Genomic DNA, 22,739 nt, shown 5'->3' on the forward strand with positions numbered 1-22,739 from the left:
ATGGTGCACCTGTTATCATATATCGTTTTCATTCCCCTAGTAGCGGCATTATTGGTACTGCTAACACCGAGAGTGCATCAAAACCTCTACCGTGTACTGACTTTGCTTGGTTTGGGGCTTACGCTTGTTCTCATCGTTTTTGCTGTCTTTAAGTTTGACGGATCGGTTCAAGAGGCGATTAACGATGAGGCGAATCTTCAGTTGGTCGAAAAGTCCGAATGGTTTTCGATGTCCTTGGGCTCATTGGGTAAATTCTCGGTGGATTATTTCGTGGGTGTTGATGGCCTCAATGTAGGAATGCTCTTGTTAGCAGGCATTGTATTGTTAATCGGAGCTGTCGCCTCTTGGAATATTAAGGAAAAGCAAAAGGCGTATTTTGGACTATATCTACTACTCTCTTCCTCTATTCTAGGCTGTTTTGTGGCTTTAGACTTCTTCCTGTTTTACCTATTCTTCGAGTTTATGCTCCTACCGATGTACTTCTTAATCGGTATTTGGGGCGGACCTAGAAAAGCATATGCTGCCATCAAATTCTTCTTATACACGCTAGTTGGTTCTATACTGATTCTCATCGTGATGATAGGCCTTTATAACTCAGTTTACGATCCAGTGAAAACCGCTCTGGAAGCTGGGTACCAAGCCAATCAAGTAGAACAGGTTCAACAAATGGTACAAGCGGGCACCATTGAGTCAGACCAAATTGTGAAGTCCTTCAATATGATCCACATGGCGGATGCCGACAACTTTATACCCGGATCATTACTTGAAAGATCAGGACTCGCAAAAATCTTTGGGCAACCCGCTCGATGGATTGCTTTTCTGGCGCTTCTTATAGGCTTTGCGATTAAGTTACCGGCAGTGCCCTTTCATACCTGGCTGCCTGATGCTCACGTGGAAGCCCCTACTCCTATTTCTGTTGTCTTGGCAGGAATTCTCCTGAAAGTCGGAGGTTACGGATTGATCAGAACAGCATTTGTCATGTTCCCAGATAGTGCTTATCACTATTCATGGTTGATCGGTTTCTTCGGCATGTTCGCCATTATCTATGGCGCCTTAAATGCCCTCGCACAAAAAGATTTGAAAAAGCTGATCGCCTACAGTTCTGTATCGCATATGGGTTTTGTATTGATGGGCTTGGCCGCTATGACAGTGGAAGGAATCAATGGTGCCATCTATCAAATGTATTCTCATGGTTTGATTTCGGCCATGCTATTTTTGATCGCAGGTGTAATCTATGATCGTACTCACGATCGCATGATCGAAAACTATGGTGGTCTGGCTTCCCAAATGCCAAAGTATACGGTCTTCGTGGCGATTGCTTTCTTCGCGTCATTAGGTCTTCCTGGCTTCTCCGGTTTCATTGCTGAATTGATGGTCTTTATCGGTTCCTTTAAGTCATCCGCTATTCCGGCATGGATGCCTGTTGTGGCAACTACTGGACTTGTGTTGGGTGCTGGATATTATCTCTGGACGCTGCAACGGATGTTCTTTGGCAAGTTCTGGGTAAAAGATAAAAACTGGGTGAGCTCATTGACCGATCTAAATGGCAGGGAATACCTGATGCTAGTGCCTCTGGTTATTCTAATATTGGCTTTTGGTATTTATCCATCGCTTCTTTTAGATCTGATCAACAATTCGGTTGAGAGTTTTGCCGACCACTTATTACAGTTTCGTAAATAATGTTGATCGGCCAACTACAACATAGTGGACTAGAAGAAAAACTGGCAAATACAAGTCAAGACTTATGGGCACTGCTCCCCGAGATTGTCATTGTCTCGACCATAGTCCTTTTGATTGTCTTTGATCTGATCTTTAAGAAAAATAAGTCGATCGGCTTAGCAGCTATTTCATTTGTTGGACTAGCCTATTGCTTTGTATTGACCCTTCAGCAATGGCATGCTATTGAGTCTTCACGATCCCTAATGTCAGGTTTGCTCAACCTCAATAGACTCTCTATCTTCCTAAAAGGAGGCTTTATTATCGGACTGGCTATTGCGCTGATCACGGCCATTCGATCGGGAGACGTACAGAAGGGCTTTTTCAAGACTAGCGAAATTCTGGTCATGCTTTTCGGTTTGCTACTGGGTGCCTCGTTCATGACCATGTCTAGCAACTTGCTCATGATTTACATATCTATCGAGGTGGTTTCTATTTGCTCTTATGTGTTAACGGGTTTGACAAAAGGACGTAAGAAAGCAGAAGCTGGGGTGAAGTACCTGATCTATGGTGCTGTTGCCTCTTCCATTATGCTTTATGGTATGAGCTGGCTGTATGGCTTTACAGGGTCTTTGAATTTGACGGATCAGTCATTTATCAATTCCATTGCTCAGATACCAGCATTACCGCTGACCATTGCCTGCATTATGGTATTGGGTGGTTTCTTATTTAAGCTAGGAGCGTTTCCACTTCATATTTGGTCTCCAGATGTTTATGAGGCCACTCCTACTCCCATTGTGGCTGTATTCTCAGTGCTACCAAAACTTGCGGCATTGACTATCATTTTTAAGTTCGTTAATCTGATCAACACACCCCTGATCGACTGGGAATTATGGATCGGTATAGTTGCCATCGCGAGTATGACGGTGGGCAATTTCTCGGCTCTATGGCAAAAAGATATCAAGCGAATGTTGGCCTATTCTTCCATAGCCCATGCAGGTTTCTTATTGGTTGGCATTTTGGCCTTTAGTAGTTCAGGTAATCAGGCCATGCTCTTCTATGGATCGATTTACTTGATCATGAATTTTGGAGCCTTTTATTTGGTGCAGACCCTAGAACGGCAAACTGGAAACACTTCTTTTGAAAGCATGAAAGGTTTGGGTGTCAAGCTTCCACTCATCGGTAGTTTGATATTGATCGTAATGATCGCTTTAACGGGACTTCCACCCACCGCAGGCTTCAACGCTAAGCTTTATATTTTCTCAGCACTCTGGGAAAGTTATCAAGCCAGTGGACATGAAATTCTAATCTGGGTCTTTGTTATTGGATTATTGAATACGGTGATCGCCTTATTATATTACCTCAAACTTCCTTACCTACTCTTTTTTAAAACATCGCAAGCTGAAACCAAGTTGGACAATCAAGAAATCAAAGATGCGCTAGTGGGCACTTTATTTGTATTGCCTTTGTTACTCTTGTTCTTTCGGTCAGATTGGTTTGTAGGCCTAATGAATAGTATTAATTTTGAGCTTTGGATACCCTAAATGAGTGAGCAGATCAAACACGAATGTGGTATAGCCCACATTCGCCTCAGAAAACCGCTTCAATACTATATTGACAAATATGGTTCGGCTTCTTACGCGGTAAATAAGCTTTATATCATGATGCAGAAACAGTCTAACCGCGGCCAAGATGGTGTCGGGGTGGCCAACATCAAAGTTGATGTTGATCCAGGGACGCGTTTCATCAGTAGGTATAGAACCATTAACCAACAGCCGGTAAACGAGATCTTCGCCAAGATTGCTCGAAAGTTTGAAAAGGCTAAGAAGAAAAAGGGTTACGATCCCAACGATGCCCAGTGGATGAAAAACAACATGGGTTTCACAGGAGAGCTTTGGATGGGTCACCTCCGGTATGGTACTCATGGAAAGAACAGTATCGAAAGCTGTCATCCATTCCTAAGACAGAATAACTGGCGTAGCCGTAACCTGGTGATGGCGGGTAACTTCAACATGACCAATGTTGATGAGCTTTTTGACTTACTTGTCAAACTGGGGCAGCACCCTAAAGAAAAGACTGACACAGTGACTGTGATGGAGAAGATCGGCCACTTTGTCGATGAAGAGAACCAACGCATTTTCGATAAGTACCGCAACAAGAAGGAGAACTTCGAGATTACGAAACACATCGAAAATGAAATGAACATTCAGCGTATTCTGAAGCGTTCTTTTAAAGATTTTGATGGCGGTTATGCCATGGTAGGCCTCTTGGGACATGGTGCCTCATTTGTGGTTCGAGACCCAAATGGTATTCGACCAGCCTTTAAATACATTGATGATGAGGTCATTGTGGTTGCTTCTGAAAAGCAGGCAATCAAAGCTGCCTTCAATGTGAATTACGAAGAGATCACGGATGTAAAGCCTGGTCATGCCCTTATCGTTCAGAAGAATGCAGAATGGGATGAAGTGCCGATCATGAAAGCGGGTGAAATGAAGGCCTGTTCTTTCGAGCGCATTTACTTCTCCAGAGGTACCGATCCCGATATCTACAATGAGAGAAAAGATTTAGGAAGACTTGTGATCCCACAAATCTTAAAGTCCATTAACATGGATCTTAAGAATACCGTCTTCTCTTATATTCCAAATACGGCTGAAATTTCCTTCTTGGGAATGATGCAAGGTTTGGATGAGTTTATGCTTAAAAGAAGGAAGGAAGTCATTATTGATGGACAGCCTTCACTGGAAACACCAGAGCAGTTACTCAGCTTTCAACCTAGAGTTGAAAAATTGGTCATCAAAGACGCGAAACTAAGAACCTTCATCGCAGACGATAGTAGCCGTGATGAACTCGTGGCCAATGTCTATGATACAACATATGAGGTAATCAACAAAGGTGTTGACACCTTAGTGGTCATTGATGATTCTATCGTTCGCGGAACTACCCTTGAGAAGAGTATTTTAAAAATGCTCGATAGGCTAGAGCCAAAGAAAATCGTTATCGTTTCTTCCGCACCTCAAATCCGATATCCCGATTGCTATGGCATTGACATGTCGAAGGTGAAAGAATTCGTGGCTTTCCGTGCCATGCTTGCCTTGTTGAAAGAAAATTTCAAAGAGAATCTTCTCGAAGAAGCTTATCACAAAGCTTTGGCAAACATCAACAACAAGGATCAAGTCAACTGCGTGAAGGAACTTTACGATCAGTTTACTTATGAAGAAGTGTCTCAAAAGATCACTGATATCGTAAGACCTGAAGGTCTGAAAGCAGAGTTAGAAGTAGTCTATCAAACCGTAGAGAACTTACACGAGGCATGTCCTAAAAACCTGGGCGATTGGTACTTCACAGGAGACTATCCTACTCCAGGTGGTAATCGCGTAGTGAACAAAGCCTTTATCAACTTTATGGAAGGCAAAGAGGTTAGAGCTTATTAGTAGTGGGTATTGCGTACCTGGTATTGAGATAGTTACAATTTCCTCTTTTCTTAGAATTGAGATTTATGGATATTAGGCTCCATGAAGATCAGTCTTGCGCAAACCCAACCGATAGCCGGAAATCTAGAAGCAAACATTAAAGACCATCTCAAATTCGTTGAGCAGGCAATCGAGCAGAGTGCTGACCTGGTCATATTTTCAGAACTTTCATTGACGGGTTATGAGCCAGAACTGGCCAAGAACTTGGCCATCCATTTAAATGATTCAAGACTTGATCCCTTTCAGGCCCTGAGCGATATGCATAACATTATTATTTGTGTTGGTGCGCCCACAAAAGCCGACAATGGCATCTGCATTAGCCTGATCATTTTTCAACCGAATAAAGAAAGAAGGATTTACTCCAAGCAATACCTACATGAGGACGAAGACCCATACTTTGTACCTGGACCGACTAGCGATGGTATTATCGAAGCAGACAAGAAAGTAGCTCTCGCCATCTGCTATGAGCTAACCATTCCAGAGCACAGCAAAACAGCAAATCAAAATGGTGCCGAAGTTTATATCGCCAGTGTCGCAAAAACCATCAGTGGTGTAGCGAGAAATAATCCCAGACTCTCAGAAATTGCAAAGCAGAACAACATTCCAGTGCTTATGTGTAACTGTGTCGGTGAATTCGATGGCAATATTGGTGGGGGACAGTCGGGGAGTTGGGACAAAAGAGGTAACCCTCTTGAAAATCTAGATTCACAAAGTGCTGGATACCTTATAGCTGAGATATAAAAAAGGCTTCCACCTTTCGATAGAAGCCTTTTCAATTTTTTTGGATATCTCTTAAACAGAGAAGCTCTCTCCACAGCCGCAAGTACGAGATGCATTTGGGTTGATAAACTGGAAACCTTTTCCGTTCAATCCATCTGAGAAGTCAAGCGTTGTTCCCAATAAGTACAATAGACTCTTTCTATCCACCAGAATCTTAACACCCTTGTCTTCGAATACCTCATCCTTTTCTTTGATTTCGGCATCGAACTCTAAGTCGTACATCAGGCCAGAGCATCCTCCACCTTGTACTGCTACTCGTATATTCTGATTGTCGTCTTTCCCCTCTTTCGTTCTAAGCTCGACAATTTTATTCTTTGCTGTATCTGTTACTGTAATCATTAGGCTACCGGGTTAAGTACTACACTAAACACTGTAATGGTATTGATGTCTCGGCTGTAATAAAGCTTATCAAGCGCATCATACATGTTGCTGGCTGTGAAATATGAAGTGTGCAATTCACTCTCTCCTTTCGCTATCCACTGGATGGTATATGAATTGTATTTGTCCTTATACGACTTCACATAATCCAGCATCTTTCTCAAGGCATCCAACTTATCAATTCCGATTTCTGAATGAAAAAGAAACGATTGGTTATGCCTTGGGTTGATGGTGATCATGTCGAGTTTTGTCTTGCCTTCTGTTGCAGAAAACTCAAAACTCAATTCGCTTCCTTTCATACCCAAATGGCTCTCAATCTTCTTCTGAAGTTTGACGCTTTCTACGTGGATATCTGTACCTGCACCAGTCATATTCATTTTGGCAACAATTTGAGCTCAATTGAATATATTGAGCAATTATTGAAACAGGTGAACATGAAAATAAGTTTCCTGTTTCGGTTACAAAGATAAGTAATGATTACATACTATTACTAATCGTCATTCCCGTATCCCGAAGATTCGGGACGGGAATCTCCTTATCAAATTATGAGATCCCCGCATTCGCGAGGATGACGTCCTAAGAAAGCACAAATGAAAAAAATAGAACACATCGGCATAGCCGTCAAAGACCTAGAAACTTCCAATAACCTATTTGCTAAACTCTTTGGTGAACCTCATTACAAGGTTGAAAGTGTGGAATCGGAAGGCGTCAACACTTCATTCTTTCAAGTAGGTCCGAACAAAATAGAATTACTCGAAGTCACAAATCCCGATAGCCCAATCGCTAAGTTCCTCGAAAAACGAGGTGAAGGCATCCACCATATCGCTTATGATGTGGAAGATATACGGGCCGAAATGAAACGCCTCGAAGCCGAAGGCTTTACCCTCCTCAATACAGAACCCAAAAAAGGAGCCGACAATAAACTAGTGTGCTTCCTCCACCCTAAAACGACTAATGGGGTTTTGATTGAACTTTGTCAGGAGATTCAATAGCCATAAGCTTAGAGGTTCAAGGTTCAAGTGAGTTTAATGAATCGCATGACGAACCCATATCTGATTTCTGATCAACTGATCACCATTTCCTGATTAACTATTTACTAATTTCGCGCCATGGGAAAATTCAGGGGCAAGCAGAAGATTTTAGAGCAAGTCTTAGTCGAAGGTATCGCTGCGGAAGGCAAATGCATTGCACGAGTAGATGATCAGGTAGTCTTTATCGAAAAAGTAGCACCTGGAGATGTGGTCGATGTACGCGTAACACGTAAGAAGCCTAGTTTTATGGAAGCGACCCCCGTGAAGTTTCACTCCTACTCAAAAGATCGGGTAGAACCATTCTGTAGTCATTTCGGCACCTGTGGTGGTTGTAAATGGCAACATATCCCTTACGAGGTTCAGCTCAAATACAAGAATCAACAAGTTGTTGACAACCTAGAAAGAATAGCGAAAGTTGAATTACCTGAAATCACGCCAATCCTTGGGTCTGAAAACATCCAATTCTACCGCAATAAACTAGAATATACTTTCTCTAATTGGCGATGGCTAACTCGCGAGGAAATAGAGAATAGTGATGAAATTGACCGAAGAGGTCTGGGCTTCCATGTACCAGGGAGCTTCGACAAGATTCTGGACATCGATACATGTTATCATCAACCAGATCCATCCAATGCCATTCGAAATGCAGTAAAGGAGTTTTGTAGAGGTAATGATTTCCCGCATTACGATTTAAAAAAGAAGACCGGATCACTGAGAAATCTTATCATCCGTAACTCAGTGCTCAATGAGTGGATGGTCATCGTTCAGTTTGCCTTGGATGAAGATAGAAACCAAGACTTACTTGAGTTTATCAAAACGAGCTTTCCAGAGATTACCTCCCTACAATACGTGATCAACAACAAAGCCAATGAGACTTTCCATGACCTAGAAGTGAAAGTTTATAGCGGTCAAGCCTACATTACAGAAGAAATGGAAGGCATTCAGTTTAGAGTGGGACCAAAGTCATTCTATCAAACCAATGCTACCCAAGCCTACGAACTTTACAAAATTGCACGAGATTATGCTGATTTATCCGGAAATGAAGTGGTATACGACCTCTATACAGGCACAGGTACCATTGCTAACTTTGTAGCCAAGCAAGCCAAAAAAGTCATCGGCATTGAGTATGTAGAGGCAGCTATTGAAGATGCCAAAGTCAATTCGGAGATTAACAGTATAGACAACACCGATTTCTATGCTGGCGATATGAAGGACCTACTCAATGATGAGTTCATGAGTCAGCACGAACGTCCTGATGTCATCATCACCGATCCGCCAAGAGCCGGCATGCATGCAGATGTAGTGAACATGTTATTGAAGATAGAGGCTGATAAAATCGTCTATGTGAGTTGTAACCCAGCTACCCAAGCAAGAGATTTGGCCTTACTCGATGCTAAATACAAGTTGACCAAGGTCCAACCTGTCGATATGTTTCCGCAGACGCATCATGTGGAGAATGTGGTCCTATTAGAACTCCGGGATTGACTTAGACTTAACTTTTCTGAAAATTTACCAACTTCAAAGAGTTGATGAGCTGATCGCTCAAAAGCGCCAACAGAAGAACGTGTAATGCCAAAGCAGAAAACCAGTTTTGAACGGCATGTAGATAGAATTAACAAAGAGATCTACCAACCGGCATATTATTATACCCAAATCAGACAGTCCAGGACTTTCATGAAGGCCAATCTCTCAAAAAAGATTGAATTGGAGGAAATTGCCGCAACAGCTTATATGTCCACTTTTCACTTTATCAGGATCTTCAAACTTGTATATGGACTGACACCAAGAGAATATCTCAAAGGCCTTAGAATCGATAGGGCGAAAGAACTTCTCAAAGAAGGAACATCAGTGACCCAGACCTGTTTTGAAGTGGGTTATGAAAGCCTGCCCACCTTTTCGAGAGCGTTCAAAAAAGGAACTGGCCATTCACCCAAGGCCTATCAGGAATTAAATAAAGCAATCTAGGATAAGTGATCTATTAAATAATCGAGGAGTTTTAGAGCATATAAAAGTTTTAGCAATATGATATGGATTAGCGGAACCAGCGTAATGGTAGATGATCAAGAGAAGGCACTTCAATTTTATACTCAAAAGCTCGGCTTTATTAAAAAGACCGACATCCCCATGGGAGAACACAGATGGCTGACCCTTGTCTCTCCCAAAGAACAAAATGGCGTAGAACTACTGTTAGAACCACTTGGTTTTGAACCAGCAAAGGTGTTTCAAAAGGCATGCAAAGATGCCGGTATGCCTTATACCGCATTTGAGGTAGACAATGTTAAAGCAGAGTTCGAGCGGCTGCAGGGCCTGGGGGTTGAATTTTCTGTCGAACCCAAAGAAGCCGGGCCAGTTATGTTTGTCGTCCTAGATGATACTTGTGGTAATAATATTCAGCTTGTACAGACCTTGTGATCAATAAAATGTCACTTCAACGAGATCATGAGACGCTATTAAGGTCAGCTATGGATACCTTCATTTTTTAGAAATATAGAACTCCTCATCACCCCTTAAGATGAAGAACTAACGAGATACTTCGCAACCTTCCTTTTGTACTTCTCGTCAATAATGCTATTATTTGTTTTGTGATCAGAAAACAAATCAAGCAATGACTCAAGAAACAATCAGCACTCAGGAAGAAATTGTGCTTTTAAGCGTGGGTAGTCTTGAACCAGAGGCATATGCCTATGGCATACAGAAAGAGATTAAGGACCAGGCCGGTCTCAGTTGGTCATTAGGTACAATCCACACGATACTTTATCGGCTTGAGAATAAAGGGCTTCTCAAATCAGAAATGGGAGGTGCATCGGATAAGCGCGGAGGCCGAAGCAAACGTCTCTATAGCCTTACGGCAAAGGGCTATGGCAACGTTCAGCATATCCAAGAAACTCGCCAAGCCATGTGGAATAAGCTTGTGACAAATAAGCCCTCATTCTAATGGCTGAGATATCCCGTCATACACCACCAAAACTTGCTCAAAGAATGCTTGAGCGGTTTCTTGATGATCGATGGTGGAATGAGTTGGCAGGAGATCTTGAAGAACAATTCGAAGATAACATTGACGAAAAAGGGCTACGAAAGGCAAAGCTCATTTATTGGTTAGAGGTTCTGAAAATGTTAAGGCCTCATCTTTTTAAGAAATCAAAACGGAATGCAAGAATCATGATGACAGGAAACCACCTCAAAATATCATACAGAAACCTCAAGAAGAACAAGGTCTATGCTTCCATTAATATCCTTGGCCTATCCATCGGTATTGCCAGTGTAATGTTGATCGCCATTTACGTGAACTATGAGACTTCCTATGACAAATTCTTCGAAGCCAGTGAACGTACTTATAGAATTGCTCTAGAACGGGTTTACCCTGACAGAGTCAAAACATTTAGTACCTCCTCGGTGCAACTGGCACCTACGTTAAAGGCAAACTATCCGCAAATTGAAGCTGTAACAAGGCTACATCGACTCTTCTTCAACAACGAGGTTCCGGTCACTTTCAATGAAAACGACAAATCATTTACCGAGACCCGCTTTCTTTATGCAGACTCCCTCTTTTTCAAAGTCTTTTCTTATGAGTTTATAGAAGGTCAAGCGGAAACAGCCTTGACTCAACCAACTGATGTGGTTCTAACTGCCTCCACTGCCGTGAGATACTTTGGCACTACAGACGTGGTAGATAAAATTATTAACGTTAACAATGGAACAAGAAGGGTAACAGCTGTGATAAAGGACATTCCTGCCAATTCACACATTCACTTCGATTTGTTAGGCTCTATCCACTCTTTACCGTTTTTACAAAATGCGATTCAGCAGGACAGTTGGATCAATATGTGGCTCTACACTTATGTGAGGCTCAAAGAGGGTGTAGACCCCGATGCATTTGAATTGGAATTCCCTGAATTGGTGGAAACTTATGGTGGCGCCAACATTGCTCAGGCTTCAGGTGCTGATTGGAAAACACAAGGTCATGCTTTCAATTATTTTCTTCAACCGTTGGAGTCTATTCATTTAGAATCAAACCTTGACCTCGAAGTAGAGCCTAATAGTGACATCACCTATGTCTATATCATCACCATAGTAGCTATCATTATTCTCACCATTTCCAGCATCAACTTCATCAACCTTTCCATCGCAAGATCCACTGAGCGTGCCAAAGAAGTGGGCATTAGAAAAGTAATGGGCTCACAGCGATCGGCATTGATTTCACAGTTTTTAACCGAGTCGATTTTCATTTGCTCTCTGGCCTCTGTCCTATCCATAGGCATTGTCTATTTCACCATACCGCAATTCAATAGTATTCTTGGTACCCCCCTTGATTTCAATACCATCATTCAGCCCATCGCCATTATCTTGTTGTTAGTATTCATCATAGTGATCGGCATAACCTCTGGTTTCTATCCTGCCTTGGTCATATCAGCTTTGCAACCCTCCAAAGTCCTCAAAGGCAGCTATAAAAACAGCAACAAGGGGATTTGGCTGCGTAACGGTTTGATCATTGTGCAATTCGTGATCTCAATTTTTATGATCTCGGGTTCCATTATAGTAAGTCAACAGATGGATTATCTGATGAACAAGGACCTCGGCTTTAATAAGGAAGATTTACTTGTGGTGAGACAGGCTTTTCGTCTAGGTAATGACTACAATGCTTTTTTCAATGAAATATCTCAAATCAGCGCCATCCAAAGTATAGGAGGTTCCACATTTATCCCTGGTGATTTTATGGGCAGTGGGGTTTTCAAAGTCAACGACCCAGAAGTTAACGATGTGCGTGGCAATACTTTTAGTGCGGATGAGGCCTATATGGAGACCATGGAATTTGACATGGCCATGGGAAGACCTTTTGACACCCGGTTTAACGATTCACTGAGTGTTATTGTAAACGAAGCGACTGTTGAAGCAATGGGTGTTGATAATCCTATTGGGATGAAAATTTTCAGCAACAATAACAACCCAAATCAGACGATTGAATTCACGATAGTGGGTGTGGTTAAAGATTATAATTTCTATTCCCTTCACTCTGAAATTGGACCCATATTCATGTTCTATGGAGGCAATAATTTCATACCAGCTATGACGGTGATCCGTGTAAATCAGGCTGCATTAGAATCTACCCTTGCGCAAGTGAATCAGGCATGGGACGATCTATCAGAACAGCCTTTCAAATATTCATTTCTTGAATCAGATCTGGATCGCCAGTATGAATCAGATCAAGCTTCGACTTCGGTCTTTGATATCTTTACATTCATTGCCATCGTCATGTCGTGTACCGGATTGTTTGGTTTAGCCACTTATGTGGTCAATCAGCGGAGTAAAGAGATGAGCATTAGGAAAGTTCTGGGTGCTTCTTTGCCTAGTATTATTACAGTTTTTGCCAAAGATTTTCTGCTCCTGATAATGGGTGCCTTTTTGGTTGCTGCACCAATGGCATATTTCGCCTTAGACGCCTGGCTTGAAAACTTCGCCTATCATATCGACATTGGCATATTGGCTTTCTTATTTGCCGGGGCCATTACGCTTGGTTTGGTTTTCATTACGGTGAGTTATCAAGGCATAAAAGTAGCGTTGGTAAACCCAACAAAGATTTTGCGAAGCGAGTAATCCTGATTGTTTGCCTTTATTATTCTTAGTAGTTTCAGCCAAACGCAAAACACGCTGGAACAATGAATCGATTGAAATTTAGAAACGGAGATAAAATAGACGCCATTGGCCTAGGCACCTGGAAATCAGAACCGGGAGAAGTAGGTCAGGCAGTACGTGAAGCTATTAAAATCGGGTATAGACATATTGATTGTGCCTGGATTTATCAGAACGAAGCAGAAATTGGTCAAGCCTTTCAGGAAGCCTTCACTGAGGGAGATGTAAAACGAGAGGATCTCTTTGTCACTTCCAAACTATGGAATTCTTTCCATGCAGCTGAAGATGTCGAAAAAGCAGTAATGGAATCGCTTAAAGCCTTACAACTCGACTATCTTGATCTATATCTTATCCACTGGCCGATCGCGCATCAACCCGGTGTAGTTTTCTCTGAGGATGCTGCAGGCTTTGCACCAATCGAAGACTACCCAATTGCCGATACTTGGAAAGCCATGGAGGCATTGGTTAAAAAGGACTTGGTAAAACATATTGGAGTTTCAAATTTCAATATTCCCAAACTCCAAAGGCTATTGGAAACTGCCGAAATAGCTCCAGAAATGAATCAGGTAGAGTCTCATCCACTTTTGGCACAAAATGAACTCTTGCAATTCTGCTCTGACAATCAAATTCTTTATACTGCTTATTCTCCGTTAGGTTCAAGAGATAGATCCGCAGGCATGAAGGGAAGTGATGAGCCAGATATGTTTGAAAACGAAGTACTGAAAGGTATTGCTGACAATCATGGTGTGCATCCTGCTCAAATATTGATCAAATGGGCTGAAGGCAGAGGTACATGCGTAATTCCGAAGTCCGTGAATCCGGCTAGGCTCAAACAAAACCTAGACTCAGCAAATATTGCCTTAAGCGAGAATGAAATGAACGAGATCAACGGACTAGACAAGGGTTATCGTTTTCTGGATGGTAAATTTTGGGAACGAGAAGGAGGACATTACACGGCTGAAAATCTGTGGAACAACTAAAGGTCGTATACTAGAAAACGACTTGTATGAAAAAGCTAGTGTTATTGCTGAGTCTTGCTTTCCTAGGATGTACTCCAAAACAAGAAGCAATCTCTGAATTTCCGGAAGGACTAAGGATCGCCTTTGTCTCTAACCAAGAAGGATCGATTGATATTTATTCGATGAAGCCAGATGGTTCAAACCTGAAAAAGATCACCGATACTCCTGAACGTAATAGCTTTCCCGAATACATTGATAGTGAGACGCTTCGCTTCACACGAGTCGATAGCAATAACGTTTACAGAAAATTCGAGGTGAGCTTGAAAGATGGAAGCGTAATCCCCTTTGTTATGGATACGGTGTATTCAGGAGCAGACTTTCAATGGTTTTCTAAGGACAGTAGCAGGGTGGTTTTCAGAAAACAAGAAGAAGGAGTATTAGAACTGTTTCTCATGAATCGTGACGGAAGCGACCTTAAACGGATTACCCAAAACAAAGAAAATGGCACCCCCGCCCTACTTCCCAACCCCTATTGGAACAGTGATGAGAGCAAAATTGCCTATATGAACGGGCCTGACTATTATAATCAGTTCCTGAAGATTTATGATATCGAAACCGAGACTACCCAAATCATAACTCCAAGAGGCTATATGAATTCCGGTATGTTTTGGCATTCTGATGACGAGCAGTTCACCCTTAATATTAAAGTCAGGGATTCCACTACTTATGAGCTGTGGAACATTAATGCTAGCAACTCAAATATGATCCCACTGACGGACAATCCCGGCCTTGGAAACATTCATCCAAAGCTATCTCCTGACGGTGAATGGATAGTCTTTGAATCTGCTCGTGACGATCGAGAAGGGGATATCTTCATTATGAGACCCGATGGTTCAGATCTAAGAAAACTGACCCAAACTACCTCTTATGAAGGTCGACCTGAATGGATTATTGTAAAATAAAAAACCCCAGCCTAGGCCGGGGTTGGTAATCAAAAATCTATAACTCTAAATTATATTTTTCTGACATCAGTCGCATTCGGGCCTTTTTTGCCCTCAGTGATTTCAAAAGAGACTGAGTCACCTTTTTCAATCGCATCTACTGTACCGGAAACGTGAACAAACACGTCAGCTCCATTTTCGTCATCAACGATGAAGCCGAAGCCCTTCTCATCATTGAAGAATTTTACAGTACCTGTTTTCATTGTTATTCGTATTAAAAGATTATAAAATAAATAAAGTGCCAAAGCTAGTAATTACTTTGGGACTTACCATAATTAGAGGTATGAAAAGGCTATTTATCGTACGACATGCAAAATCCAGCTGGAATTCCCCTTATCTATCTGACTTTGATCGCCCATTAAATAAAAGAGGGAAAAGAGATCTTCCTGATATGGCCAATCGCTTTTTAGAGATGGGTTATCCCGTAGATCTGATAGTGGCTTCTCCTGCAAAAAGGGCCTGGGTCACGGCAAAACGCTTCGCAAAGGCATTGGATATCTCTAATGACAATTTCCTTGATGATGAGCGTTTCTATCATGCAAGTACCTCAATACTCATGGAGGTGATTTCAAATATCGATGATAGCGTGAATAACCTAATGATCTTTGGTCATAATCCAGGACTCACCTCCTTGATCGGTAAACTATCTGATTTTAATCTCTACAATCTGCCCACTTGCGCTGTATGCGGCATTGAGTTCCCATTTGACTCATGGAGGGAGATTCAAAATCATCAAGGAGAAAAGTTCTATTACGACTTCCCCAAGTCTAGAGCATAAACTCGCTCAGGTCTTTATCCTCAATCAATCCACTTAGACGATCATTCACCATTTCTTTAGTGATAGAAACCTTTGCATTGGGAGGAATCTGTTCAGGAATGTCAAAAAGAATATCATTCAAAAGCTTACTCATAACCGTATGCAGCCTTCTTGCGCCAATATTCTCAACCTCAGCATTGATTTGGAAGGCCAAACTGGCAATTTCCTTCAAAGCCTCATCAGTAAACTCCAAAGCCACATCTTCTGAATCGACCAAGGCCTCATATTGCTTAGTCAAAGCATTCTTAGGCGCTTTGAGAATTTGATAAAAGTCATCGACTGTAAGACTATTGAGTTCGACACGGATTGGGAATCTACCTTGAAGCTCAGGAATCAAATCCGATGGCTTAGCCACATGAAATGCCCCTGCTGCCACAAAAAGGATATGATCCGTCTGGATAATACCATGCTTGGTATTCACCGCACTACCTTCCACAATCGGAAGTAAATCTCGCTGCACACCCTGACGACTTACATCAGGACCACTACTCCCTCCTTTTCCGGAACCTGCGGCAATCTTGTCAATCTCATCAATGAAGATGATACCCGTATTTTCAGCTTTAGCGATCGCCTCTTCCTTCACCTCATCCATATCGATGAGCTTCGCACTCTCCTCTTCGATTAGAAGTTTCTTCGCCTCAGCAATAGTGACCTTACGTTTCTTTTGCTTTTTCGGCATCACATTGCTGATCATGTCTTGCAGGTTGATCATAGACATTTCGTCCATACCGCCTCCAACCATGCCTAGTCCATTGGACGATGCTTGAATAGAAATTTCAATTTTACGATCGTCAATTTCTCCTGATCTGATTTTGTCTCTGAAACGTTCGCGCGTCTTCTCGTTCAATTCGCTATCAGTCATCTGAGAAGCCTCTTTGTCTTCAGTTTGGAAACCTGTACTAGGCTTTACAGAACGTACCGGAGGAATAAGTGCATCAAGAATAATATCTTCTACAGCTTGTTCTGCCTTCTCTTTTACCTCTTCCTTTTTCGAGTGTTTTACCAGGTTGACTGATTGCTCTACCAAGTCACGTACCATGCTCTCTACGTCCCTTCCTACATATCCGACTTCGGTAAATTTAGATGCCTCTACTTTTGTAAAAGGAGCATCCGCAATGTTCGCCAGTCTTCTGGCAATCTCCGTTTTACCCACACCTGTCGCACCAATCATTAAGATGTTATTAGGCACAATCTCCTTTTGCATTTCAGATTGCACATGCATGCGCCTCCATCGGTTTCTTAGTGCAATGGCTACGTTCTTTTTGGCGTCAGCCTGTCCGATAATATATTTATCTAGTTCGGCAACGATCTGCCTTGGGGTTAAATAACTTTTGTCAATCATTTTAATTCTTGTTTATAACACCATCCAGATTCAGGTTCATCTGAAGTGTATTGCTGCCTCCAACAGTATGATACAAAGCCCTACTGTAGGCAAATTCAAATCTCTTTACTTTGAACATAAAGCCAAACGAAAAGCCCGCTCCTCCACTGGCATTTTCTAGCTTAAGTTCCTGTCTTAGTAAATGGTTATAACCAAACCTCAATTGAAAGTTTGGGGAGGCGATCAGTTCTGCACCAAAAACCAGCCGTCTAAATATTTCTTCACCAAAACCAGGCTCTTCATTTTGCCCAAACAGTGAATTGGTCGATGGATCAAAAAAGGTGACATCCGATCTGACCAAATTTCTGGCAGTCACGGAAAACCTAAAGGGCATAAATTCTGGCTTGTATGAAACGCCCAACTGAATATCTGTCGGAAGCTGGCTATTATTATCTTCCGTGTAATCTGAAATCAAAAAGCCAATATTCTTAATCACGAATCCAACCGTGAGGTCTTTCTCAGGATGTAGGAAAGTACCCCCCACATCAAGGAGCAAAGCCGAAGCCTGGAAAGTAGCCAAATCAGAAACTGCAACCTTTAAATTGGCACCTACTCGAAAAGGGCCAAATACCTGGCTGTTGGCAACCGAGAATGCGTATTCGTTCACACTGAATTCACCATTTAAAAATCCAGCTTCATCGAAACTTTGAATATCTCCATAATTCAGGTAGTCCAAATGGAACGCCCATGTGCCATACTTCTTGATAGGCGTGACATAAGTGACTGAGGTATTGGCAATGTCTGCGAAGTAGCCTAACCTCGATATCACCAGCTGATGTTCCAGCGTATCATTGAGCATGGCAGGATTGGAAGTAACCTGACCTGGATCATACCATCCAGAGGTGATATTAATTCCACCTAAAGCCGCCAGTCTCGCGTTATTGGGCAAATTGAGGTATTCAAAAGCACGACTGCCACCGAGCTGCGCATTGGCAAACTGCCAACTTATTAAAAGACATGTGCACAACAGCAGTCGGGTTTTCCTCATTCAGATAGATCTCTATTGAAAATACGTTGAATTTTAGTCCTCAACTACAAATTTGATCGGATTATCTACTTTTTGACTTGTCAAAGCAATCTCTAAGACTTCATCTGCTTTTTCCACGAAGTGGAAGTTCAAACCTTTAGTGTACTGGGCATCAATCTCTGAGATATCCTTTTGATTTCTCTTACTCAAAATGATCTCTTTGATACCTGCTCTTCTGGCCGCTAGAATCTTCTCTTTGATGCCACCTACTGGAAGTACATTTCCTTTCAAGGTAATCTCACCGGTCATCGCCAGCTTATTCTTCACCTTTCTTTGGGTAAATAATGAGGCCAAAGCGGTGAGCATTGTGATACCTGCCGAAGGTCCATCCTTAGGTACTGCTCCCGCAGGAACATGCATATGTAAGTCGTACTTATCGAAAACCTTATAGTTAATACCGTAAGCTTCAGCATTCGACTTAAGATAAGAAATGGCCGCCATCGCAGACTCTTTCATTACATCTCCTAGCTGACCTGACAAGGTCAATTTACCTTTGCCTCGGCTCAAACTAGATTCTATGAACAATATTTCTCCACCAACTGCCGTCCAGGCCAAACCTGTAACGACACCGGCATTCTTATTGTCATTGTAAATCTCTTTGTCGAAGCGTTGACCTCCCAATACCTTTTCTATAAACTCAGTGGTGATTTTTTTAGGGTACTCCTCTTCGAGCGCAATTGATTTAGCCACACTTCTGACTACAGAACCAACAACACGTTCAAGGCTCCTTACCCCTGACTCACGTGTATAGCCTTCCACTATAAACTGAATGGCCTTCTTATCAAAAGAGACGTCTTTTGGCTTCAAACCATGCTCGGTTTTCTGCTTAGGGATCAAGTGCCTTTTGGCGATTTCTACCTTCTCTTCGATGGTATAGCCAGAGACTTCAATAATCTCCATCCTATCTCTAAGTGCGGGTTGAATAGTGTCCAATGAGTTGGCTGTGGCAATGAAGAGTACTTTTGATAAGTCATACTCTACTTCCAGATAGTTATCTGTAAACTCGTGGTTTTGCTCTGGGTCAAGTACTTCCAGCAAAGCGGAAGATGGATCACCTCTGAAATTAGAATTCACCTTATCAATTTCGTCCAATACGAATACCGGATTAGACGACTTCGATTTCTTAATATTTTGAATCACCTTACCCGGCATAGCTCCGATATAGGTTTTTCTATGACCGCGGATTTCAGCTTCATCCTGAACACCTCCAAGTGACATTCTGACATACTGACGATCAAGGGCTTTGGCAATTGAACGACCTAGTGAGGTCTTACCAACACCTGGAGGTCCATAGAGGCAGAGGATCGGTCCTTTCAGATCGTTCTTCAGCTTAAGCACTGCTAGGTATTCGAGAATACGATCTTTCACTTTCTCTAAGCCGTAGTGATCGTCTTCTAAAATCTTCTTGGCTCTCTTTAAATCTAAGTTGTCTTTTGAATATTCACCCCAAGGTAGGTCAACCATCAATTCAGCATAATTCATGGCCACCGGATACTCAGCAGCCATCTGATTCATACGAAGAATTTTATCCAACTCTTTATCGAAATGCTTGGCAACTTTTTCTGGCCAGTTCTTTTCTTTAGCCTTTCTTCTAAGCTCTTCTACTTCCTGCTCCGGCCCCCCGTCTCCTAGTTCGGTCTGCAAGACTTTCATCTGTTGACGAAGGAAATAATCGCGTTGCTGCTGATCAATATCAGAGTGCACCTTGTTCTGAATCTCATGCTTCAATTCGAGCATTTGAACTTCCTTCATCAAATGCTGAAGCAATTGAGTAGCTCTTTCAACACCGTCATTGATTTCGAGTAAATCCTGCTTTTCCTTCAACTCAGCATTGATATTTGAGGATAAGAAATGCACCAAAAAGCTGGGTTTTTCAATATTTTCGAGGGCAACCTGTGCTTCTTTAGGAATCTCAGGATTTAATGTCATGATGCGATTAGCCGTATCACGAATAGACTGAATAATTGCCTTCACCTCCTTTGAAAGTCTTTTAGGAAAGTTCTCTTCCAGGTAATTTACTTTGGCCTTCAGATAAGGTGTGGTAGCCGTAAATTCAGTGACTTCAAATCGCTGCTTACCCTGAACAATAATGGTCGTATTACCATCAGGCAATACGAGCATCTTCACAATCTTGGCGACCGTTCCTACTTTATAGAGATCTCCCGCTTTCGGGTCATCCACTTGAGGGTTTTCCTGTGTGATCACCCCAATGATTTTATCCCCTTTGTAAGCTTGCTTTACCACCTTGATAGACTTCTGTCTTCCAACAGTGATTGGAATAAGAACACCTGGAAATAATACGGTATTACGAACCGCCAAAATGGGAAGTTCTTCAGGAAGATCCGCCAGCTGTGTACTATCCTCGTCATCAGGAGCAATCATTTGAATGAATTCTCCACTTTCTTCTTCACTTAGCTCTGCAGCCAAAATGGATCCTATTGTGTTCTTATCAATCTTCATAATGAGGTGTCAATCTGACACATAATGTCAGAAAAATTAAGTCATGCCCATATTGCAAGCGCTATGCCAATCGTTTTGTTGTCATGAACTCCTTTTTCATAGTTCCGTAAAACGGATAACTTTGTTTTCATAAATTCACCTATTATCAACAGTTATCGATCCATGCTAAGAAGAGGCATTGTCTTGACACTCCTTCTACTCTGCTACTCATTTGCAGCGCATGGACAGCTTTTCAAAAAAAGGACTAAAAAAGTCGCCCTAAGTTCTGATTCGGTTGCTGTTGACATTTCTGACCTTTCCTTCCCCAACATCAACAAAACACCGGTTTATCTTAATAAAAAGTTAGAGAAGAAGATTGAAAAATTGGATAGGGAGCGTAACTGGCAAGCGCTTTATCCAGAACTGAAGAAATATGTTTCCAATTTCGGTACTCAGAACTTTGCTCTTCAAACCTATTATATCTGGAGACTGGCCAAGCTCACAGAAATTTTTGGGTCTCCCGAAGAGGCCAAGCCTTTATATGCCATGGTGCTTAAGCATTACAGGCGGGGACTGGACATTCCGGCCATCATGGCACGATATGATTCATTAGATCGAAATAAGAAGTCATACTTCGTTCCTCTGGAATACTATTATGATCTGGTCGAGTACAGAAGAAAGGTTGATACGCTGATTCCTCCAAGGAGTGTTTTGACGAGTATGGGTCCCAGGGTGAATTCCATCAGTGAAGACTATGCTCCTATGGTTTCCAGCAATGATTCCGTCATGATTTTTACTTCCAAAAGGAACTCAGTAAACACTGGAATCAACAAATATGTGAATGAAGATTTATTTTACACCCTTAATACGGGGACTGGTTGGGGAACTGCGGAAATGATCCCCAATATCAATTCGCGTTATAATGATGGCTCTGGTTATTTATCGCAAAGCGGAAAATCTCTTTTCTTTTCCAGATGCGAGGCACCCGATGGCTTCGGTAATTGCGATCTCTATGTCTCCAATTTTCAAGGTGATACCTTATGGACAGAACCTGAGAACTTGGGAGAAAAAGTCAACTCTGACCAATGGGATTCACACCCCAGCCTTAATGCTACGGAAGACACATTATACTTCTCTTCGGATCGCAGAGGGGGCTTTGGCCTTGCCGACCTTTACTATAGTGTGAAAGATAAGAGAGGAAGATGGGGTGAGGCTCAAAACCTTGGCCCTATCATTAACACACGAAATAATGAGGTGAGCCCTTTCTATCACCGTGAATTTGATGTGCTTTACTTTAGTAGTAATGGCCACTTGCTGAACTTCGGTGACTATGATATCTATAAAGCATACAAAGCCTCAGGACAATGGTCTGAACCCATCAATATTGGTCCACTCGTGAATGGTATCGGTACTGAGTTCTATTTCAGTATAGATGCGAAGTCTGACTTCATCTTTTATTCCAGATCGAAAGAGGAAAGCATGAAAAACCTGGACCTCTACTCTTTTCCACTACCTATGGCTGGCCAACCACTGGCCACAACCAGATTTAATGGTAGAATTAGTGAGGTCACAGGGAAAATTCCTAAGAACGCTATTGTTTCTATTATTGACTTGGACGAAGGAGTAGAAGTGGCCCCTAAGTTTGCCAGAGACGATGGCACCTTTGAGTTTGATCTAATTAATCAGAGAAATTACTTACTGATCGTTCAGGGAGATGACTTCTTCAGGCTGGAAAAACTTTTCTTCCTGGATGGAGATACCGACTATGAGGGTGTCGTTGAGCAAGTCGGTAGTAAAATTGAATTTGCCACCATTGAATTTGAAAACGCCAGTTCAAAGATTTTACCCGTTATGGAACCAGACTTGAATAAGGTCATTGACTTCCTAATCGACAACCCAACTTTTAACCTTAATATATCAGGGCATACTGACTCTAGTGGCAACCCAATTTCTAACTTAAAGCTATCGCAGCAGCGGGCAGACGCCATCAAAAGATACATTCTAGGCAAAGCGTCTATCAACCCACAACGAATTTTTGCGATGGGCTATGGCAGTGAACTTCCGATTATTAAGGAAGAAAAGACTGAAGAAGACAAAAAGTTAAACAGGCGAGTCGAATTCGAAATTTATCGTGACCCGCCTAAGAATCAGTTCAATAATGGGAATGATTAA

The 22,739-nt window shown here is 42.0% G+C and carries 20 protein-coding genes; 14 read left to right on the top strand and 6 right to left on the bottom strand.

Going from position 1 to position 22,739, the window contains the following annotated elements:
- The 4 genes from BFP97_RS12035 to BFP97_RS12050 all read left to right on the top strand — a co-directional run bounded on the left by BFP97_RS12035 (nucleotide 1) and on the right by BFP97_RS12050 (nucleotide 5,867).
- Entirely contained in the window at nucleotides 1-1,680 is a 1,680-nt protein-coding gene (locus tag BFP97_RS12035; RefSeq protein ID WP_069842657.1) for a NuoM family protein, read from the top strand.
- A complete protein-coding gene (locus BFP97_RS12040; RefSeq protein WP_083262530.1) occupies nucleotides 1,680-3,200 on the top strand; it encodes an NADH-quinone oxidoreductase subunit N in 1,521 nt (506 codons plus the stop codon). The genes BFP97_RS12035 and BFP97_RS12040 overlap by 1 nt, the downstream gene beginning before the upstream one ends.
- Nucleotides 3,201-5,087: an amidophosphoribosyltransferase gene (locus tag BFP97_RS12045; RefSeq protein ID WP_069842658.1), complete on the top strand. Its 1,887-nt coding sequence runs from the start codon at nucleotides 3,201-3,203 to the stop codon at nucleotides 5,085-5,087.
- 81 nt (nucleotides 5,088-5,168) lie between these two features.
- Nucleotides 5,169-5,867 (top strand): carbon-nitrogen hydrolase family protein, encoded by a 699-nt coding sequence (locus BFP97_RS12050; RefSeq protein ID WP_069842659.1) that lies wholly within the window; start codon nucleotides 5,169-5,171, stop codon nucleotides 5,865-5,867.
- 51 nt (nucleotides 5,868-5,918) lie between these two features.
- On the opposite strand, the gene BFP97_RS12055 is transcribed toward BFP97_RS12050, so the two are convergent.
- Together BFP97_RS12055 and BFP97_RS12060 are read right to left on the bottom strand one after the other, a co-directional pair.
- Nucleotides 5,919-6,245, bottom strand: coding sequence for a HesB/IscA family protein (locus BFP97_RS12055; protein ID WP_069842660.1), 327 nt, complete (start codon nucleotides 6,243-6,245; stop codon nucleotides 5,919-5,921).
- Nucleotides 6,245-6,661, bottom strand: a complete 417-nt coding sequence (locus tag BFP97_RS12060) for a hypothetical protein (protein WP_255399451.1) — start codon at nucleotides 6,659-6,661, stop codon at nucleotides 6,245-6,247. The genes BFP97_RS12055 and BFP97_RS12060 overlap by 1 nt, the downstream gene beginning before the upstream one ends.
- 213 nt (nucleotides 6,662-6,874) lie before the next feature.
- Between BFP97_RS12060 and mce the strand changes: the two genes are divergently transcribed.
- The 8 genes from mce to BFP97_RS12100 all read left to right on the top strand — a co-directional run bounded on the left by mce (nucleotide 6,875) and on the right by BFP97_RS12100 (nucleotide 14,864).
- Nucleotides 6,875-7,276: a methylmalonyl-CoA epimerase gene (gene mce / locus BFP97_RS12065; protein ID WP_069842661.1), complete on the top strand. Its 402-nt coding sequence runs from the start codon at nucleotides 6,875-6,877 to the stop codon at nucleotides 7,274-7,276.
- A gap of 117 nt (nucleotides 7,277-7,393) precedes the next feature.
- Nucleotides 7,394-8,800 carry a 23S rRNA (uracil(1939)-C(5))-methyltransferase RlmD gene (gene rlmD, locus BFP97_RS12070; protein WP_069842662.1) on the top strand — a complete coding sequence of 469 codons (1,407 nt, stop codon included), beginning with the start codon at nucleotides 7,394-7,396 and terminating at the stop codon, nucleotides 8,798-8,800.
- An 84-nt stretch (nucleotides 8,801-8,884) separates the two neighbouring features.
- Nucleotides 8,885-9,280 (top strand): helix-turn-helix domain-containing protein, encoded by a 396-nt coding sequence (locus tag BFP97_RS12075; protein WP_069842663.1) that lies wholly within the window; start codon nucleotides 8,885-8,887, stop codon nucleotides 9,278-9,280.
- A gap of 57 nt (nucleotides 9,281-9,337) precedes the next feature.
- On the top strand, nucleotides 9,338-9,727 hold the full coding sequence (locus tag BFP97_RS12080; RefSeq protein ID WP_069842664.1) for a VOC family protein: 390 nt from the start codon (nucleotides 9,338-9,340) through the stop codon (nucleotides 9,725-9,727).
- Between the two features lie 193 nt (nucleotides 9,728-9,920).
- Nucleotides 9,921-10,250 (top strand): PadR family transcriptional regulator, encoded by a 330-nt coding sequence (locus BFP97_RS12085; RefSeq protein WP_069842665.1) that lies wholly within the window; start codon nucleotides 9,921-9,923, stop codon nucleotides 10,248-10,250.
- Nucleotides 10,250-12,907: an ABC transporter permease gene (locus BFP97_RS12090; protein WP_083262531.1), complete on the top strand. Its 2,658-nt coding sequence runs from the start codon at nucleotides 10,250-10,252 to the stop codon at nucleotides 12,905-12,907. The genes BFP97_RS12085 and BFP97_RS12090 overlap by 1 nt, the downstream gene beginning before the upstream one ends.
- A gap of 62 nt (nucleotides 12,908-12,969) precedes the next feature.
- Entirely contained in the window at nucleotides 12,970-13,923 is a 954-nt protein-coding gene (locus tag BFP97_RS12095) for an aldo/keto reductase (protein WP_069842666.1), read from the top strand.
- A gap of 26 nt (nucleotides 13,924-13,949) precedes the next feature.
- A complete protein-coding gene (locus BFP97_RS12100; RefSeq protein WP_083262532.1) occupies nucleotides 13,950-14,864 on the top strand; it encodes a TolB family protein in 915 nt (304 codons plus the stop codon).
- A gap of 50 nt (nucleotides 14,865-14,914) precedes the next feature.
- Here BFP97_RS12100 and BFP97_RS12105 read toward each other — a convergent pair whose 3' ends face one another.
- Nucleotides 14,915-15,106 carry a cold-shock protein gene (locus tag BFP97_RS12105; protein ID WP_069842668.1) on the bottom strand — a complete coding sequence of 64 codons (192 nt, stop codon included), beginning with the start codon at nucleotides 15,104-15,106 and terminating at the stop codon, nucleotides 14,915-14,917.
- A 35-nt stretch (nucleotides 15,107-15,141) separates the two neighbouring features.
- Between BFP97_RS12105 and BFP97_RS12110 the strand changes: the two genes are divergently transcribed.
- Nucleotides 15,142-15,681: a SixA phosphatase family protein gene (locus tag BFP97_RS12110; protein ID WP_170827457.1), complete on the top strand. Its 540-nt coding sequence runs from the start codon at nucleotides 15,142-15,144 to the stop codon at nucleotides 15,679-15,681.
- On the opposite strand, the gene hslU is transcribed toward BFP97_RS12110, so the two are convergent.
- From hslU to lon, 3 genes are read right to left on the bottom strand one after another with little or no spacing between them, the layout of a single operon-like run.
- Entirely contained in the window at nucleotides 15,671-17,062 is a 1,392-nt protein-coding gene (gene hslU, locus BFP97_RS12115; RefSeq protein ID WP_069842669.1) for an ATP-dependent protease ATPase subunit HslU, read from the bottom strand. The two genes, BFP97_RS12110 and hslU, sit on opposite strands and share 11 nt — an antisense overlap.
- Before the next feature lies 1 nt (nucleotide 17,063).
- A complete protein-coding gene (porQ, locus tag BFP97_RS12120) occupies nucleotides 17,064-18,089 on the bottom strand; it encodes a type IX secretion system protein PorQ (protein WP_069842670.1) in 1,026 nt (341 codons plus the stop codon).
- A gap of 33 nt (nucleotides 18,090-18,122) precedes the next feature.
- The gene (gene lon / locus BFP97_RS12125) at nucleotides 18,123-20,588 is read right to left on the bottom strand and encodes an endopeptidase La (protein ID WP_069842671.1); all 2,466 of its coding nucleotides are present in this window, start codon (nucleotides 20,586-20,588) and stop codon (nucleotides 18,123-18,125) included.
- A gap of 162 nt (nucleotides 20,589-20,750) precedes the next feature.
- On the opposite strand from lon, the gene BFP97_RS12130 reads away from it, so the two are divergent.
- On the top strand, nucleotides 20,751-22,739 hold the full coding sequence (locus BFP97_RS12130) for an OmpA family protein (RefSeq protein ID WP_083262534.1): 1,989 nt from the start codon (nucleotides 20,751-20,753) through the stop codon (nucleotides 22,737-22,739).

The sequence above is a fragment of the Roseivirga sp. 4D4 genome, from assembly GCF_001747095.1.
Taxonomy (GTDB): Bacteria; Bacteroidota; Bacteroidia; order Cytophagales; family Cyclobacteriaceae; genus Roseivirga.

What these genes read in the sequence shown, in the direction of transcription:
- rlmD (WP_069842662.1), top strand. Translation starts at nt 7,394, where the DNA reads ATGGGAAAATTCAGGGGCAAGCAGAAGATTTTAGAGCAAGTCTTAGTC.
- BFP97_RS12035 (WP_069842657.1), top strand. Translation starts at nt 1, where the DNA reads ATGGTGCACCTGTTATCATATATCGTTTTCATTCCCCTAGTAGCGGCA.
- BFP97_RS12105 (WP_069842668.1), bottom strand. Translation starts at nt 15,106, where the DNA reads ATGAAAACAGGTACTGTAAAATTCTTCAATGATGAGAAGGGCTTCGGC.
- BFP97_RS12075 (WP_069842663.1), top strand. Translation starts at nt 8,885, where the DNA reads ATGCCAAAGCAGAAAACCAGTTTTGAACGGCATGTAGATAGAATTAAC.
- porQ (WP_069842670.1), bottom strand. Translation starts at nt 18,089, where the DNA reads ATGAGGAAAACCCGACTGCTGTTGTGCACATGTCTTTTAATAAGTTGG.
- BFP97_RS12040 (WP_083262530.1), top strand. Translation starts at nt 1,680, where the DNA reads ATGTTGATCGGCCAACTACAACATAGTGGACTAGAAGAAAAACTGGCA.
- BFP97_RS12050 (WP_069842659.1), top strand. Translation starts at nt 5,169, where the DNA reads ATGAAGATCAGTCTTGCGCAAACCCAACCGATAGCCGGAAATCTAGAA.
- BFP97_RS12100 (WP_083262532.1), top strand. Translation starts at nt 13,950, where the DNA reads ATGAAAAAGCTAGTGTTATTGCTGAGTCTTGCTTTCCTAGGATGTACT.
- BFP97_RS12055 (WP_069842660.1), bottom strand. Translation starts at nt 6,245, where the DNA reads ATGATTACAGTAACAGATACAGCAAAGAATAAAATTGTCGAGCTTAGA.
- BFP97_RS12130 (WP_083262534.1), top strand. Translation starts at nt 20,751, where the DNA reads ATGCTAAGAAGAGGCATTGTCTTGACACTCCTTCTACTCTGCTACTCA.
- BFP97_RS12080 (WP_069842664.1), top strand. Translation starts at nt 9,338, where the DNA reads ATGATATGGATTAGCGGAACCAGCGTAATGGTAGATGATCAAGAGAAG.
- BFP97_RS12090 (WP_083262531.1), top strand. Translation starts at nt 10,250, where the DNA reads ATGGCTGAGATATCCCGTCATACACCACCAAAACTTGCTCAAAGAATG.
- lon (WP_069842671.1), bottom strand. Translation starts at nt 20,588, where the DNA reads ATGAAGATTGATAAGAACACAATAGGATCCATTTTGGCTGCAGAGCTA.
- mce (WP_069842661.1), top strand. Translation starts at nt 6,875, where the DNA reads ATGAAAAAAATAGAACACATCGGCATAGCCGTCAAAGACCTAGAAACT.
- BFP97_RS12095 (WP_069842666.1), top strand. Translation starts at nt 12,970, where the DNA reads ATGAATCGATTGAAATTTAGAAACGGAGATAAAATAGACGCCATTGGC.
- hslU (WP_069842669.1), bottom strand. Translation starts at nt 17,062, where the DNA reads ATGATTGACAAAAGTTATTTAACCCCAAGGCAGATCGTTGCCGAACTA.
- BFP97_RS12045 (WP_069842658.1), top strand. Translation starts at nt 3,201, where the DNA reads ATGAGTGAGCAGATCAAACACGAATGTGGTATAGCCCACATTCGCCTC.
- BFP97_RS12085 (WP_069842665.1), top strand. Translation starts at nt 9,921, where the DNA reads ATGACTCAAGAAACAATCAGCACTCAGGAAGAAATTGTGCTTTTAAGC.
- BFP97_RS12060 (WP_255399451.1), bottom strand. Translation starts at nt 6,661, where the DNA reads ATGAATATGACTGGTGCAGGTACAGATATCCACGTAGAAAGCGTCAAA.